The organism is Streptomyces dengpaensis (genome assembly GCF_002946835.1).
Classification (GTDB): Bacteria; Actinomycetota; Actinomycetes; order Streptomycetales; family Streptomycetaceae; genus Streptomyces; species Streptomyces dengpaensis.
Genome location: NZ_CP026652.1, coordinates 1,466,254 through 1,480,121 on the forward strand (window position 1 = coordinate 1,466,254; position 13,868 = coordinate 1,480,121).

At 70.2% G+C, this 13,868-nt stretch carries 12 protein-coding genes and 2 pseudogenes; 4 read left to right on the forward strand and 10 right to left on the reverse strand.

Annotated features, from left to right (window positions below):
- Positions 1-17: 17 nt before the first annotated feature.
- The 3 genes from C4B68_RS06660 to C4B68_RS06670 form a co-directional block, all read right to left on the reverse strand.
- Positions 18-956, reverse strand: a complete 939-nt coding sequence (locus C4B68_RS06660) for a glutamate ABC transporter substrate-binding protein (RefSeq protein ID WP_099498484.1) — start codon at positions 954-956, stop codon at positions 18-20.
- Positions 957-971: 15 nt separating this feature from the next.
- The gene (locus C4B68_RS06665; protein ID WP_099498485.1) at positions 972-1,742 is read right to left on the reverse strand and encodes an amino acid ABC transporter ATP-binding protein; all 771 of its coding nucleotides are present in this window, start codon (positions 1,740-1,742) and stop codon (positions 972-974) included.
- Between the two features lie 103 nt (positions 1,743-1,845).
- Positions 1,846-2,334, reverse strand: coding sequence for a DUF6278 family protein (locus C4B68_RS06670; protein ID WP_099498486.1), 489 nt, complete (start codon positions 2,332-2,334; stop codon positions 1,846-1,848).
- Between the two features lie 158 nt (positions 2,335-2,492).
- Between C4B68_RS06670 and C4B68_RS06675 the strand changes: the two genes are divergently transcribed.
- On the forward strand, positions 2,493-4,325 hold the full coding sequence (locus C4B68_RS06675; protein WP_099498487.1) for an SGNH/GDSL hydrolase family protein: 1,833 nt from the start codon (positions 2,493-2,495) through the stop codon (positions 4,323-4,325).
- Here C4B68_RS06675 and C4B68_RS42410 read toward each other — a convergent pair.
- Positions 4,322-4,438 (reverse strand): annotated as a pseudogene (locus C4B68_RS42410) (exodeoxyribonuclease III); the annotation flags it as partial. The gene C4B68_RS06675 and the pseudogene C4B68_RS42410 overlap by 4 nt on opposite strands.
- Before the next feature lie 3 nt (positions 4,439-4,441).
- Between C4B68_RS42410 and C4B68_RS44660 the strand changes: the two are divergent.
- Together C4B68_RS44660 and C4B68_RS06685 are read left to right on the forward strand one after the other, a co-directional pair.
- A pseudogene (locus C4B68_RS44660) lies at positions 4,442-4,618 on the forward strand (SAM-dependent methyltransferase); the annotation flags it as partial.
- A 676-nt stretch (positions 4,619-5,294) separates the two neighbouring features.
- Complete coding sequence (locus C4B68_RS06685) at positions 5,295-6,359, forward strand: lipoate-protein ligase LplAB (protein ID WP_099498988.1); 1,065 nt, start codon at positions 5,295-5,297, stop codon at positions 6,357-6,359.
- Positions 6,360-6,422: 63 nt separating this feature from the next.
- On the opposite strand, the gene C4B68_RS06690 is transcribed toward C4B68_RS06685, so the two are convergent.
- Together C4B68_RS06690 and C4B68_RS06695 are read right to left on the reverse strand one after the other, a co-directional pair.
- A complete protein-coding gene (locus tag C4B68_RS06690; protein ID WP_099498488.1) occupies positions 6,423-7,049 on the reverse strand; it encodes a DUF4232 domain-containing protein in 627 nt (208 codons plus the stop codon).
- Between the two features lie 35 nt (positions 7,050-7,084).
- Positions 7,085-7,723 (reverse strand): LuxR C-terminal-related transcriptional regulator, encoded by a 639-nt coding sequence (locus tag C4B68_RS06695; protein ID WP_099498989.1) that lies wholly within the window; start codon positions 7,721-7,723, stop codon positions 7,085-7,087.
- 205 nt (positions 7,724-7,928) lie between these two features.
- On the opposite strand from C4B68_RS06695, the gene C4B68_RS06700 reads away from it, so the two are divergent.
- Positions 7,929-8,594 (forward strand): hypothetical protein, encoded by a 666-nt coding sequence (locus tag C4B68_RS06700; RefSeq protein WP_099498489.1) that lies wholly within the window; start codon positions 7,929-7,931, stop codon positions 8,592-8,594.
- Between the two features lie 17 nt (positions 8,595-8,611).
- Here C4B68_RS06700 and C4B68_RS06705 read toward each other — a convergent pair whose 3' ends face one another.
- The 4 genes from C4B68_RS06705 to C4B68_RS06720 all read right to left on the reverse strand — a co-directional run bounded on the left by C4B68_RS06705 (position 8,612) and on the right by C4B68_RS06720 (position 13,838).
- Positions 8,612-10,144 carry an NCS1 family nucleobase:cation symporter-1 gene (locus C4B68_RS06705; protein WP_167459021.1) on the reverse strand — a complete coding sequence of 511 codons (1,533 nt, stop codon included), beginning with the start codon at positions 10,142-10,144 and terminating at the stop codon, positions 8,612-8,614.
- A gap of 213 nt (positions 10,145-10,357) precedes the next feature.
- On the reverse strand, positions 10,358-11,377 hold the full coding sequence (locus C4B68_RS06710) for a TIGR03842 family LLM class F420-dependent oxidoreductase (RefSeq protein ID WP_099498491.1): 1,020 nt from the start codon (positions 11,375-11,377) through the stop codon (positions 10,358-10,360).
- An 18-nt stretch (positions 11,378-11,395) separates the two neighbouring features.
- Positions 11,396-12,796 (reverse strand): dihydropyrimidinase, encoded by a 1,401-nt coding sequence (hydA, locus tag C4B68_RS06715; RefSeq protein WP_099498492.1) that lies wholly within the window; start codon positions 12,794-12,796, stop codon positions 11,396-11,398.
- A 199-nt stretch (positions 12,797-12,995) separates the two neighbouring features.
- Complete coding sequence (locus C4B68_RS06720) at positions 12,996-13,838, reverse strand: nitrilase-related carbon-nitrogen hydrolase (RefSeq protein ID WP_099498493.1); 843 nt, start codon at positions 13,836-13,838, stop codon at positions 12,996-12,998.
- Positions 13,839-13,868: the final 30 nt, after the last annotated feature.

Genomic DNA, 13,868 nt, shown 5'->3' on the forward strand with positions numbered 1-13,868 from the left:
CTGCGTGCGTCGGTCGGTCAGTCCGCCGGATAGCGGTCGACCGGGGGCGGCTTGGGGGCGGGCTCGCCGGAGAGGCCGAGCGTGACGTCGTAGGCCTTCTTCCAGTCGCCGTCGGCCTCGCGCTCCTCGATGGCGTCGTCGAGCGCGAAGCGCAGCGCGTTGTCGTTCCGCGGGACTCCGATGCCGTACGGCTCCTGCGAGAAGGGCTTGCCGACGACCTTCAGCTCGTCGGGCACCTTGGCCGCGTAGCCGAGGAGGATCGTGTCGTCCGTGGTCACGGCGTCCACCTGGAGGGTGAGGAGGTTGTCCACGCAGATCGAGTAGTTGTCGTACGAGACGGCCTCGGCCTCGGGGAACTCCCGTTGCAACCGCTGGTACGGGGTGGAGCCGGACGCGGAGCAGACGGTCTTGCCGGCCAGGTCCTGCGGGCCCTTGATGTCCTCCTCGTCGGCCCGCACCAGCAGCGACTGGCCGGCCATGTAGTACGGGCCCGCGAATCCGACCTGCCGCTTGCGCAGGTCGTTGATGGTGTACGTGCCCACGTAGTAGTCGATCTGGCCGTTCTGGAGGGCGGTCTCGCGGTTGGCCGAGGCGATGGTGACGAACCGGATGGTGTCCGGGTCGAAGCCGAGCGAGGCCGACATCATCTTGGCGATCTCGATGTCGAATCCGGTGTACGCGCCGGTGGCCGGGTCCTTCTCGCCCAGGAAGGGCTGGTCCTCCTTGACGCCGACGACCAGGTGGCCGCGCGCCCGCGCCTTCCGCCAGGTCGGGGAGTCGGGCAGCTCGAAGTCCTGGGCGACCTGGTAGTGGGGCAGTTGCTCGGGCTGCGGGCCCTTGACGGGCGGGCTGCCCTCCTTGCCGCAGGCGGCGGCGAGGAGGGTGACCGCGATGAGCGCGAGGGCGGCGGCGATCGTACGTACGGCGCTGGCGCGTGCGGGCTTCAGGGCGTCCATGGCGTCACCTCCCGCTCAGTGCTCGAGGATCTTGGACAGGAAGTCCTTGGCCCGGTCGCTCTCGGGCGCGGTGAAGAACTCCTCGGGGGTGCGGTCCTCGACGATCCGCCCGCTGTCCATGAAGACGACGCGATGCGCGGAGGCGCGGGCGAAGCCCATCTCGTGGGTGACGACGACCATCGTCATGCCCTCGCCGGCGAGCTGCCGCATGACCTCCAGCACCTCGTTGATCATCTCCGGGTCGAGCGCCGAGGTCGGCTCGTCGAAGAGCATGACCTTCGGATCCATCGCGAGCGCGCGGGCGATGGCCACGCGCTGCTGCTGGCCGCCGGAGAGCTGCGCCGGGTACTTCACGGCCTGGTCGGCGAGTCCGACGCGGCCGAGGAGTTCCCGGGCCCGCTGCTCGGCGTCCTCCTTCTTGCGGCCGCGGACGCGGGTGGGGGCGAGGGCGACGTTCTCCAGCACGGTCATGTGCGGGAAGAGGTTGAAGGACTGGAAGACCATGCCGACGTCGGAGCGCAGCTTCGCCAGCGCCCGGCCCTCCTCGGGCAGCGGCTGCCGGTCCACCTTGATGGTGCCGGACTCGATGGTCTCGAGGCGGTTGATGGCGCGGCAGAGGGTGGACTTGCCGGAGCCGGAGGGGCCGATGACGACGACGACTTCGCCGCGGCCGACGGTGAGGTTGATGTCCCGGAGGACGTGCAGGCTCCCGTAGTGCTTGTTGACGTCGGACAGCTCGATCAACGGATCGGCTGCGGTGCCGGTGGCGGCTCCTTCTGCGGCCATGGCCAGCTCTGCCCACTCTCAGCTGTCGGGTCGCGGTCAGCGCAACCTATCCAGCCGAATGCCGCCCTTCCCCACGACACGCATCAAGCGGGCAATAACCGTATTATTGGCCCGGATCGCCATGTTCCGGCGCACGGGCGCACACCCGCTGCCAGCTCTCCGACGCCTCCGCGTAGACCTCGGACAGCTCGGGGGCGCCGGCCGCGGCCCAGTCGAGGCCCGCCTGTACGACGTCGATCTCGCGGCCCGAGGCCGGCCGCACCACCGGCCGCCCATTCGGCCACACCTGCCAGGCCGCCCCAGGCACCGTACGGATGATGACCGTGCCGAGGTAGAGGCCCGCGTCGTTGCCGAGCCAGGTCAGCTCCTCCGGGTCGTCGCGCCGGCGCGGCAGCAGCTGGTCCAGGGTCTCCAACGTGCGGGCGGAGTCGTCGAGTCGGAGAGCGGCCGAGGCCGCCCGGCTGCGCAGCAGCTCGCATGCGGAGAGCAGCTCGGCCACTCCCTCGGGGTCCTGCACGGGCGCGCCCACGACGGACATGCCTTCGGCCGGGCCGTACCGCTTGCGCCAGTCGTCCGTGAACGGGAGCTTCATACGCTGAGGTTCGCATCCATCCTCCGTCCGGCACCACAGAAGCGCCCGGCGGACGGAATTCAACACCAGTTCACACCAGGAGCGTTGACGTCCCCCACCGGTCTCCCTACTTTCATCCCGCACCGGTCGGATCACTGCGGATGCAGGAGGGGGCGGCCATGCTCGAGGCAGGACGACGCCGGACGGTCGGAATCGTCGTGGGAGGAGTGGCACTCTCCCTCGTCACGGCGGGCGCCCCCACAGTCGCGGCATCTTCCCCGCCGGCACCCCGTACGGAGCCGCTCCCCCTGGAGCGGCTCTTCGACAATACGGCGGTCAGCGACGACGACCGCCCCTCCGGGGCCGACTTCGACGGCTCGGGCAACTCCCTGTCCACCCAGGACCTGTCCGCCGCGGGCTGGACTCCCGGCCGCACGCTCGCGATCGACGGCGCCCGGCTGACCTGGCCCCGGACGGCGGCCGGTGAGCCGGGCGGCGGTCCCGACAACGTACGGGCCGATGGCCAGGCCGTACGGCTGCGCGGCCGCGGCGATGCGCTGTCCTTCCTCGTCGCCGGGACCGGGGCGGCCGCCGATGTGCGCGGCACCGGGACCGTGCACTACCGCGACGGCTCCACCAGCTCCTACACCCTCACCGCCCCCGACTGGCGCACCGGGCCGCTCAGCACCAAGGCCGTCGCCCTCCCCCACGTCAACTCCCCCGACGGGCAACGCGCCGAGAAGGCGCGGCTGTACGCGGTGGCGGTGCCGGTGGTGCGGGGCCGCGAGATCTCCTCCGTCGTGCTGCCCGACGACCCGGGCACGGGCGCGGATCTGCACGTCTTCGCGGCAGCCGTCCGCACGCCCGCGGGGGGCTGGACCGGCAGCTGGTCGGCGAGCACCTCCAGTTACGCCGCGGTCGGGCCGTGGACCGACCGGACCCTGCGGCTCGTCGTCCACACCAGCGCGGGCGGGCCCGCGGTGCGCGTCCGGCTCGCCAACACCTTCGCCGCCGGGCCGGTACGCATCGGCTCCGCCTCGGTCGCCGTGCAGGCGGCGGGCGCGGCGGCCGACGGCCCGCCGCGGCGGCTGAGCTTCAACGGGCGGCCCGGGACGGTGATCCCGGCGGGCGCCGAGGCGTTGGGCGACCCGCTGCCCTTCGCCGTGCCCGCCGGGACGAATCTGCTGGTCAGCATCCATCTGCCGGGGACGGTCACCGCCGCGCCAGTGCACTCGCGGGCGTACCAGCGCTCGTACGTGAGCGCGCCGGGCAGCGGCGACCGTACGGGCGACAGCGGCGCCGGCCTCTACACCGGCACGATCACCAACTGGCCATTCCTGACGGGCGTCGACACGGTCGGCGGGGCCGGGTCCGTGGTCACCCTCGGGGACTCCATCACCGACGGGGACAAGTCGACCGTCGACGGCAACCGTCGCTGGCCGGACGAGCTGGCGCGGCGGCTCAGCGCCCAGTCGGACGTGCCGCGGTACGGCGTGCTCAACCACGGGATCTCGGCCAACCGCGTCGTCACCGACCGCTACCCGGGCGACGGGGTGAGCACGGACATCGGCGGCGTGAGCGCCCAGCACCGGCTGGACCGCGATGTGCTGGCCCAGACCGGGGCCCGTACGGTCGTGGTCTTCGAAGGCGTCAACGACGTGCTCCGCGGCACCTCGGCGGAGGAGGTGATCGCCGGGCTGCGGTCCATCGCGGACCGGGCGCGGGCCCGTGGGCTGCGGGTGGTCGGCGCGACGATCGTGCCCTGCGAGGGCTGGAACGGCTGCACGCCGGAGGCCGACGCACGGCGCACGGCGATCAACGCGTTCATCCGGGACAACGGCGGCGTCTACGACGCGGTCCTCGATTTCGACGCGGTGGTCCGCGACCCGGAGCGCCCGCAGCGGATGCTGCCCGCGTACGACAGCGGCGACCATCTGCACCCCGGGGACGCGGGGCTGCGGGCGATGGCGGAGTCGATCGACCTGACGCGGCTCGTGCCGCGCAGCGGCTAGGAGCTGGGGATGTCCAGGTCGACGACGTCCGGCGCGTGGTCCGAGGCGCCCTTGCCCTTGCGCTCCTCGCGGTCCACGTAACTGTCCTTGACCGCACCCGCGAAGGCCGGGTTGCGGTGCGCACCGAGGCCTACGGAGGTGTACCCGTTCGTTGGACGACACACAAATGGCGGCCGGAACAACTGGTGGACCTGATCGAGCGGGCTGGACTGCGCCCGGTCGCCGAACTTCGGCTCCCTGCGGATGAGCAAAGCGGGCCGGGTTTGGTCGTCATGGCCGAGCAACCCGGCTGAGAATCAGGCGTCGGGAGCGACACAGGGTCCCGTGCCGGGCAAGGCTCCTCCGGACGGTCGCGACGCCGGTTGAAGGTGCTGCCGCTACCAGTCTCAGGCGTGGCGAGCCTACTGAACTACGACCACACACCGTCACCGGATTGTTCGTTCTCGCAGAGAACCGGCGATAGTTGAATATGCGAGCCCACCAGTACCAAGGCCGGGACCGGCCCCTGATCTGACACCGCGATCAACGAGAAGGGGTGCTGCCAGCCCGCTCAGAGCCGGGTTGGCAGCACCCCCTCCGCACCTGACAACTAGTCAGAATGTGCGTCAAACATCGCCGCGGGCGTCAGACATGCGTCGAGATATCGCCCGTAACGCCCACAGCGCACACCACCCAAAACCGCAAGTCAGGAGCCCTTTCCGGCAGGCTCCAGAATCGCCACGCACTCCACATGATGCGTCACCGGGATCGGGCCGAGCCTTGCTCCGCCGTACCTGCCACCGCCCCGGCAGCCACCACAGCGTCCCTCGGTCCCGTCGCCCACGCTCGGTAATGCTCCTCAGATCGGCAAAAGCGCATGCAGACGACCTCGCGCACGGCACCCCGCGTCTGTCCGGATGGACCGGGATGATCGGAATCATTCGCCCAGGGACGACGTTGGTGCTCATGGAGCGGAACGGAGGCGGATCGATGCACGGTGAGTACAAGATCCCGGGCGGCAAGCTCGTCGTGGTGGATCTGGACGTCGAGGGCGGAGTGCTGCGGCACGCGCGCGTGGCGGGCGATTTCTTCCTCGAACCGGACGAGGCGCTGGACGCCGTCGATCACGCGCTGAACGGCGCCCCGGCGGACACCGACGCCACGGGCCTGGCCGCCCGCATCGACGCCGCGCTCCCCGAGGGCACGGTCATGTACGGCCTGACCTCGGAGGGAATCGGCATCGCGGTGCGCCGGGCACTCGCGCGCGCCACCGACTGGACGGACTACGACTGGCAGCTGGTCCACGAGGGTCCGCAGTCCCCGGCGCTGCACATGGCCCTGGACGAGGTGCTGACCAGCGAGGTCGCCGCGGGCCGCCGTCCGCCGACCCTGCGGGTGTGGGAGTGGGGCGCTCCGTCCGTGATCATCGGCAGCTTCCAGTCGCTGCGCAACGAGGTCGACCCCGAGGGCGCCGCGCGCCACGGCATCGAGATCGTGCGCCGGATCTCCGGCGGGGGCGCGATGTTCGTGGAGCCGGGCAACACCATCACGTACTCGCTCTCCGTACCCGAGGCCCTCGTCCAGGGGCTTTCCTTCCAGGACAGCTACGCGTATCTCGACGACTGGGTGCTCGGCGCGCTCGGCGACATGGGGATCAAGGCCTGGTACCAGCCGTTGAACAACATCGCCACAGAACAGGGCAAAATCGCGGGCGCCGCCCAGAAGCGGGTGGTCGGACCCGGCGGAGGCCCCGGCGCCGTGCTCCATCACGTGACCATGTCGTACGACATCGACGCCGACAAGATGCTCGACGTGCTGCGCATCGGCCGGGAGAAGCTCTCCGACAAGGGCACGAAGAGCGCGAAGAAGCGGGTGGATCCACTGCGCCGGCAGACGGGGCTGGCGCGCGAGGCGGTCATCGAGCGCATGATCGACTCGTTCCGCGGCCGGTACGGGCTGACGGACGGCAAGGTGACGCCGGAGGAGCAGAGCCGGGCGGAGCAGCTGGCGCGAACGAAGTTCGGGTCTCCGGAGTGGACGGCGCGCGTGCCGTAACCCCGGCGCCCGGCGGACACGACAAGCCCGGTGGACACGACAGGGGGGCGCCGGGCTCGGTTTCTACGACGCGGACGCGGGGACCCATGGCGTCGTGCCCAGCGTGTTCTCCGGGCCGATGTCGAGGGGATCGTCCAGGCGTACGGTCGTGACGTCACGCCCCTGTTCCGGCGCGACCCGCAGATACGTACCGTCCTCGGCCGCCATCCGCCAGTACAGGCCCGCCCGCGCGGTCTCGCCCGGCGCGAGCGTCAGCGGCGAGGGGCCGGGATCGTCCGGCGCCATGAACACCTTGTCCGTCCCCTGGACGGTCCGCACGCCGGTGAGCAGGGCGCCCTCCCCGTCGAGGACACTGATGGACGGGTAACCGTTCAGCTCGTACGGCCGTGTGCCGCAGTTGGTGAGGGTGAGCGTCATGGCGCGCAGTCCCATGGCCGCGTTGACGAGGCCGGTGCCGAAACGCAGGCCGGACGGCGGGCAGCCCTGCGCCTGCTGGACCGGTACGGACGGCGAGGGCCCGGGGGTCGCCGACACAGGTGGTGGGGCGGCGTGGGTCTGGACCGGGGTGGGGCGGCGTTCGGGGTTGCTCTCGCGGTCCAGTTCGGCAGAGAGTCCGCATCCGCTCGTGGCCAGCGCCAACACGCAGGCGAGGGCGGCCGGGCGGGTCCACTGGAGGCGTATCGCGATCATGCGCCGATGATGGCACGGGGTCCCGGCGGACGCCGTCACTCCGCGTGCCCGCGCGCTGTCACCAGTCCCGACTCGTAGGCGAACACGACCAGTTCGGCCCGGTCACGGGCGCACAGCTTCGTCATCGCCCGGCTGATGTGGGTCTTGGCCGTGAAGGGGCTGATGACCATGTGCGCGGCGATCTCCTCGTTGGTGAAGCCGCGCGCGGCGAGCGCGGTGACCTCGCGTTCGCGGCGCGTGAGGCACTCCAGGCCCGGCGCGGTGGCCCGGTCCGGGGGCCGGGCGACGAACTCCCCGATCAGGGTGCGGGTCACGGACGGGGACAGCAGCGCCTCGCCGCCCGCGACGACCTCGATCGCCTGGAGCAGGTCGGCGGGCTCGGTGTCCTTGAGCAGGAATCCGCTGGCGCCGGCCCGCAGCGCGTCAAAGACGTACGCGTCCAGGCCGTAGTTGGTGCGCAGGTCGCGATGGCGTCGCTGTCCGACCCGGCACGCATCCTCGAGGTCCTCCACGGGTACGCCGACGTGAGCGTGACCCCGGTCGACACGGCCACGGTGTGGGGCCGGGACGCCGCGGACGCCGTCGACTTCATCCTCTCCCGCACACCCGGGCGGACCGTCTCGCCCGACACACGCGCGGCCCTGGAAGACCCCCTGCGCCCGTACGAGACGGATCGCGGCGTCCGCCTCGGGGCTCGGTTTGGCTCGTGACAGCGAGGCAGGGCGACGGACGTCATCCCACAGCCCGTCAACAGTGAGCAAGTGTCACCAGACAGGCACAGAGCGAGTTGGCACTTCCGCCTCACAAGGACTCATGTGACACTGGCGTCCCGTCCGCAGTGCGGACTCCTTCCGCACCATCCCCCACGAGAAGTGCGCCGTGCGTTCTCTTCCTATGCCGCTCGCTCTGACCGCGCGTCTGCTGCCGGTCGCCGTGCTCGCCTCGGCGGGCTGGGCCCTGTCGTCCGGCCCGTTCGCCGCGACCACGACCGCCGAGCGCAAACCCACGCAAAAGGCCACCGATTCGGCGTCCGCCCCGGCGGCGTCCGCGGCCACCAAGACGTACGCCGCCTCGCCCGAGCCCTGCGACGGCGTGACGAAGAAGACGGTCGAGTCCCTGGTTCCGGGCGCCAAGACGGCCGGCCAGGAGATCGCGTCGACCGACAAGTCCGTGCGCCGCACCTGCTCCTGGAACGCACTGAAGGGGTTCGACTACCGCTGGCTCGACGTCTCGTACGAGATCAAGGAGACGGACGAAGCGGCGCAGAAGTCCTATGAGGACCGCATCGCGGACAAAAGCGGCGGAGGCGCGGTCCCCGGCCTCGGCGACTCGGCCTACTCCGTCGTGAACCTCACCACCGAGGACAAGCAGCCGACCCGTGAGGGAGTGGTGATCGCCCGCGCGTCCAACGCGCTGGTGACCATCACATACAACGGCAGTGACTTCGAGACGAAGAAGGCGCCCGGTACGGACGAGATCAACAAGGGCGCCATCAAAGCCGCCAAGGAAGCGGTGGCCGCGCTGGAGGGCGGTCAGAAGGGCTGACCGCCCTCTTCCGCGCGTCAGGCCGCGGCCTCCTCGGGCTTCTCGCTCCGCAGCGCCATCAGCACCACGTACAGCAGCATCGACGTAGCGAGCCCGACCGCCCAGCCGTAGTCGGCCAGCGGCTCCAGTGCCGCGATGGGCCGTCCGTCGATCAGCGGATGGAAGTCGGCGCCGCCGATGGCCAGGACGCCGCCGGTGACGAAGGCGACGACGGCCCGCCAGTTCCAGCCGCCGTCGTACCAGTAGCGGCCTCCCGTGCGGTACAGGTCGGCGAGGTCGAGCCTGGTGCGGCGCAGGATCCAGTAGTCGGCGATGAGGATGCCGGCGACCGTGCCGAGCAGTCCGCCGACCAGGCCGAGCCAGGTGAAGATGTAGCCCTGCGGGTCGGAGTACAGCTTCCAGGGGAAGATCAGTACGCCGAGCACGCAGGTGGCGAGCGCTCCGGTGCGGAAACTGATCTTCCGCGGCGCGATGTTGGAGAAGTCGAAGGCCGGCGAGACCAGGTTGGCCGCGATGTTCACGGACAGGGTCGCGACCAGCACCGTGACCAGGGCGAAGAGGATTCCGGCGACGTGGTCGGTCTTGGCGGCCAGCTTGACCGGGTCCCAGATGGTCTCGCCGTACACCGCCTGGGAGCCCGAGGTGACCATGACGGACAGGAAGGCGAAGAGGGTCATGGTGGTGGGCAGGCCGAGCGCCTGGCCCCAGGTCTGCGCCTTCTGGCTCTTGCCGTAGCGGGTGAAGTCCGGGATGTTCAGCGACAGGGTGGACCAGAAGCCGATCATGCCCATGAGCGACGGCCAGAACAGCTTCCAGAAGTCGCCGCCCCAGCCGAGCTTGGAGGGCTGGTCGAGCAGCGGGCCGAAGCCGCCCGCCTTGCTGCTCATCCACCACAGCATCACACCGGCGCCGATGAGTACGAAGGGCGCCGCCCAGTTCTCGAAGCGGCGGATCGTCTCCATGCCCCGGTAGATGATGGCGACCTGGATCACCCAGAAGATCGCGAAGGACAGCCACATGGTCCACGCGTAGCCGCCGACCTGGGCGGCGTTCGCCCAGCCGTCACCGAAGAGCTTCCCGGCGAGGAAGTAGATCGCCTCGCCACCGATCCAGGTCTGGATGCCGAACCAGCCGCAGGCCACCAACGCCCGTACGACGGCAGGGAGGTTGGCGCCACGGATACCGAACGAAGCGCGGGCGAAGACCGGGAAGGGGATGCCGTACTTGGGTCCGGCGTGCCCGGTGAGCAGCATCGGGACCAGCACGATCAGGTTGGCCAGCGCGATGGTGAGGACGGCCTGCTTCCAGTCCATGCCGATGGCTATGAGGCCGGAGGCCAGCGTCCAGGAAGCGGTGTTGTGGGCCATGCCGACCCAGAGCGCCGAGAAGTTGTACGTGGTCCAGGTGCGCTTCTCGACCGGGACCGGCAGCAGGTCGTCGTTGGCGTAGGGGCCGCTGGGCGCGGGGGCGCCGGGGGCGATCTCCACCCGGCCGTCGGCGAGGGTGACTTGGGCGGCGGGCGGGCTGTCCGCTGGGACGGTCTCGGTCATGGGCAGGCCAATCAGGAGAGGAGTGACGGGAAAGGCGGTGCGGGTGACGCCGTGGGGGATGTGCGGGTGCGGCCAGTCCCCTTCCCGGGAGAGCGGGGAGGGGACGTACCGGAACTCAGGGAGCGTACGGGCAGAACACAGGCGCCGCGGTGGGACGGCACGCGGCGGGCTGGGGGCGGCCGGGAGACAGACCGGCCGCCCCCAGCAGCACGGTCAGCCGTTGACGGCCGGGATGACCGTCAACCCGTACGCGTCGATGGTGGCCTCCTGAGCGTCGTGCATGTCGTACACCGCGAACTGGTCGACGCCGAGCGCGCGCAGCGCGTTCAGCTTCTCGATGTGCATCTCGGGCGTGCCGATCAGGCAGAAGCGGTCGACGATCTCGTCGGGCACGAACGCGGTGTCGGGGTTGTCGGCGCGTCCGTGGTGGGAGTAGTCGTAGCCCTCGCGGGCCTTGATGTACTCGGTGAGTTCGTCGGGTACGGCGGCGGAGTGCTCGCCGTACTTGGCGACGAGGTCGGCGACGTGGTTGCCGACCATGCCGCCGAACCAGCGGCACTGCTCACGCGCGTGGGCGAGCGCCTCGGGCGAGTCGTCCTCGGTGATGTACGCGGGCGCGGCCACGCAGATCTTGACGTCCCCAGGGTCACGGCCGGCCTCGACCGCCGCGTTCTTCACGGCCTTGACCATGTACTCGGTCAGATAGAGGTCGGCAAGCTGGAGGATGAAGCCGTCGGCCTCCTCGCCGGTCATCTTGAGGGCCTTGGGGCCGTACGCGGCCATCCAGACCGGGAGTTGGGCTCCGCGCCTGACCCACGGGAACTTGACGACGGTGCCGCCGAGGTCGGCCTCGTCGCCGCGCGCGAGGGCGCGGATGACCTTCATGGCCTCGCTGATCCGCGCGAGCGTGTTGGGCTTGCGTCCGGCGACGCGCATCGCCGAGTCACCGCGGCCGATGCCGCACACCGTGCGGTTGCCGTACATGTCGTTGAGCGTCGCGAAGGTGGAGGCGGTGACCTCCCAGGTGCGGGTGCCTGGGTTGGTCACCATCGGGCCGACGGTCAACTTCTCGGTGTTCGCGAGGATCTGACTGTAGATCACAAAGGGTTCCTGCCACAGCACGGCGGAGTCGAAGGTCCAGCCGTACGTGAAGCCGTTGCCCTCGGCCCGCTGCATCAGCTCGATGACGCGGGAGGCAGGGGGATCGGTCTGCAGGACGAGTCCGAAGTCCATGGCGCCACTCCTAGTCGCTCAGAGAAGGTACTGACAGGTGGAACGCGGGGTGTAGACGCCGTGACCCGCGCGTCCGGTGAACTCCCGCTCGGTGATGACCGGTTCGCCGCGCGAGAGCACGGACTCGACGCGGCCGGTGACGCGCTTGCCCTCGTACGCCGAGTAGTCGACGTTCATGTGGTGCGTGTCGACCGACATGACCTGCTCGGCGTGCGGGTCGTAGATGACGATGTCGGCGTCGGCTCCCGGCGCGATGGTGCCCTTCTTCGGGTACAGGCCGAACATCCGGGCCGGGGTCGCGCAGGCGATCTCGATCCAGCGGCAGCGCGAGATGCGCCCGTCGACGACGGCCTGGTGGAGCAGGTCCATACGGTTCTCGACGCCCGGAAGGCCGTTGGGGATCTTCGAGAAGTCGCCCCGGCCGAGCTCCTTCTGGCCCACGAAGCAGAAGGGGCAGTGGTCCGTCGACACGACCTGGAGGTCGTTCGTGCGCAGGCCCCGCCACAGCGCCGCCTGGTGCTCCTTGGGCCGCAGCGGCGTCGAGCACACGTACTTCGAGCCCTCGAAGCCGGGCTCCGCGAGGTTGTCGGTCGACAGGAACAGGTACTGCGGGCAGGTCTCGCCGAAGACGTTCAGGCCCTCGTCGCGCGCCCGTGCCAGCTCGGCGACCGCCTCCTGCGCCGAGACGTGCACGACGTACAGGGGCGCGCCGGCCACCTGCGCGAGCTTGATCGCGCGGTGGGTGGCCTCGGCCTCCAGGAGCGCCTTGCGCACTTCCCCGTGGTAGCGCGGGTCGGTCTCGCCGCGGGCGAGCGCCTGCTCCACCAGGACGTCGATCGCGATGCCGTTCTCCGCGTGCATCATGATCAGGCCGCCGTTCTCGGCGGAGCGCTGCATGGCGCGCAGGATCTGGCCGTCGTCGCTGTAGAAGACGCCGGGGTAGGCCATGAACTGCTTGAAGGAGGTGACGCCCTCCTCGACCAGCAGATCCATCTCCTTGAGCGTCTCCTCGTTGACGTCGGAGACGATCATGTGGAAGGCGTAGTCGATGGCGCACTTGCCGTCGGCCTTGGCGTTCCAGGCGTCGAGGCCCTCGCGCAGCGAGTGGCCGACGCTCTGCACCGCGAAGTCGACGATGGTCGTGGTGCCGCCCCAGGCCGCGGCCCGGGTGCCCGTCTCGAAGGTGTCGGAGGCGAAGGTGCCGCCGAACGGCAGTTCCATGTGGGTGTGGGCGTCGACGCCGCCCGGAATCACGTACTTGCCGGTGGCGTCTATGGCCCGCTCGGCGGTCCACGCCTCGGCTGCCGGGGTGCCGGTCGCGGCGAGGGCGGCGATCCGGCCGTCCTCGATCAGGACGTCGGCATGGATCTCGTCGGACGCGGTGATGACGAGGCCACCACGGATGACGGTACGGCTCATGCTCCCTCTCCTTCCGGTCGTGCGTGCACTGAGGAAATACCGAAGCTGTTGAAAGCTGAGGTCAACGCTGTCTCTTCAGGAGGAACAAGGTTCCGCGGGCCCGGCCCCCCGTGCGCCGGGCCCGCGGAGCGCGCCGCGGCTGCGGCTGCGGCTGCGGCTGCGGCTGCGGCTGCGGCTGCGGCTGTGACTACGGCTACGGCTACGGCGCCGTCAGCGGCCCGTACGTCACCGGAGCGCGGTCGCGGTAGAACTGCCACCGGTCGCGGACTTCGCGGAGCTTGGCCATGTCCAGGTCGCGGACGACGAGTTCCGTCTCCTTGTCGCTCGCCACCTCGCCGACGAACTGGGCCTCCGGGTCCACGAAGTACGAGGTCCCGTAGAAGTCGTTGTCGCCGTACTCCTCGACGCCCACCCGGTTGATCGCGCCCACGAAGTACTCGTTGGCGACGGCCGCGGCCGGCTGCTCCAGCTGCCAGAGATAGCCCGACAGACCCCGCGAGGTGGCCGACGGGTTGAAGACGATCTCGGCACCCGCGAGGCCCAGCGCACGCCAGCCCTCCGGGAAGTGCCGGTCGTAGCAGATGTACACGCCGATCCTGCCGACCGCGGTGTCGAAGACCGGCCAGCCGGAGTTGCCCGGACGGAAGTAGAACTTCTCCCAGAATCCCGGCACTTGAGGGATGTGGGTCTTGCGGTACTTGCCCAGGTAGGAACCGTCGGCGTCGATCACCGCCGCGGTGTTGTACAGGACGCCCGGCTGCTCCTCCTCGTACATCGGAAGGACGAGGACGATGCCCAGTTCCTTGGCCAGCGCCTGGAAGCGCCGGACGATCGGGCCTTCGGGGATCTGCTCGGCGTACGCGTAGAACGCCTTGTCCTGGACCTGGCAGAAGTAGGGCCCGTAGAAGAGCTCCTGGAAGCACAGGACCTGTGCGCCCTGTGCGGCCGCGTCGCGGGCCGCCTGCTCGTGGACCTGGATCATCGACTCCTTGTCGCCGGTCCAGGCGGTCTGGAAGACGGCGGCGCGGATCACTCTGCTCATCGGGACCTCCGGTCGCTCGGTGTGCTGGGG

Excerpts from the sequence above, each read along its gene's own strand:
- C4B68_RS06660 (WP_099498484.1), bottom strand. The coding sequence starts at position 956 with ATGGACGCCCTGAAGCCCGCACGCGCCAGCGCCGTACGTACGATCGCC.
- C4B68_RS06665 (WP_099498485.1), bottom strand. The coding sequence starts at position 1,742 with ATGGCCGCAGAAGGAGCCGCCACCGGCACCGCAGCCGATCCGTTGATC.
- C4B68_RS06670 (WP_099498486.1), bottom strand. The coding sequence starts at position 2,334 with ATGAAGCTCCCGTTCACGGACGACTGGCGCAAGCGGTACGGCCCGGCC.
- C4B68_RS06675 (WP_099498487.1), top strand. The coding sequence starts at position 2,493 with ATGCTCGAGGCAGGACGACGCCGGACGGTCGGAATCGTCGTGGGAGGA.
- C4B68_RS06685 (WP_099498988.1), top strand. The coding sequence starts at position 5,295 with ATGCACGGTGAGTACAAGATCCCGGGCGGCAAGCTCGTCGTGGTGGAT.
- C4B68_RS06690 (WP_099498488.1), bottom strand. The coding sequence starts at position 7,049 with ATGATCGCGATACGCCTCCAGTGGACCCGCCCGGCCGCCCTCGCCTGC.
- C4B68_RS06705 (WP_167459021.1), bottom strand. The coding sequence starts at position 10,144 with ATGACCGAGACCGTCCCAGCGGACAGCCCGCCCGCCGCCCAAGTCACC.
- C4B68_RS06710 (WP_099498491.1), bottom strand. The coding sequence starts at position 11,377 with ATGGACTTCGGACTCGTCCTGCAGACCGATCCCCCTGCCTCCCGCGTC.
- hydA (WP_099498492.1), bottom strand. The coding sequence starts at position 12,796 with ATGAGCCGTACCGTCATCCGTGGTGGCCTCGTCATCACCGCGTCCGAC.
- C4B68_RS06720 (WP_099498493.1), bottom strand. The coding sequence starts at position 13,838 with ATGAGCAGAGTGATCCGCGCCGCCGTCTTCCAGACCGCCTGGACCGGC.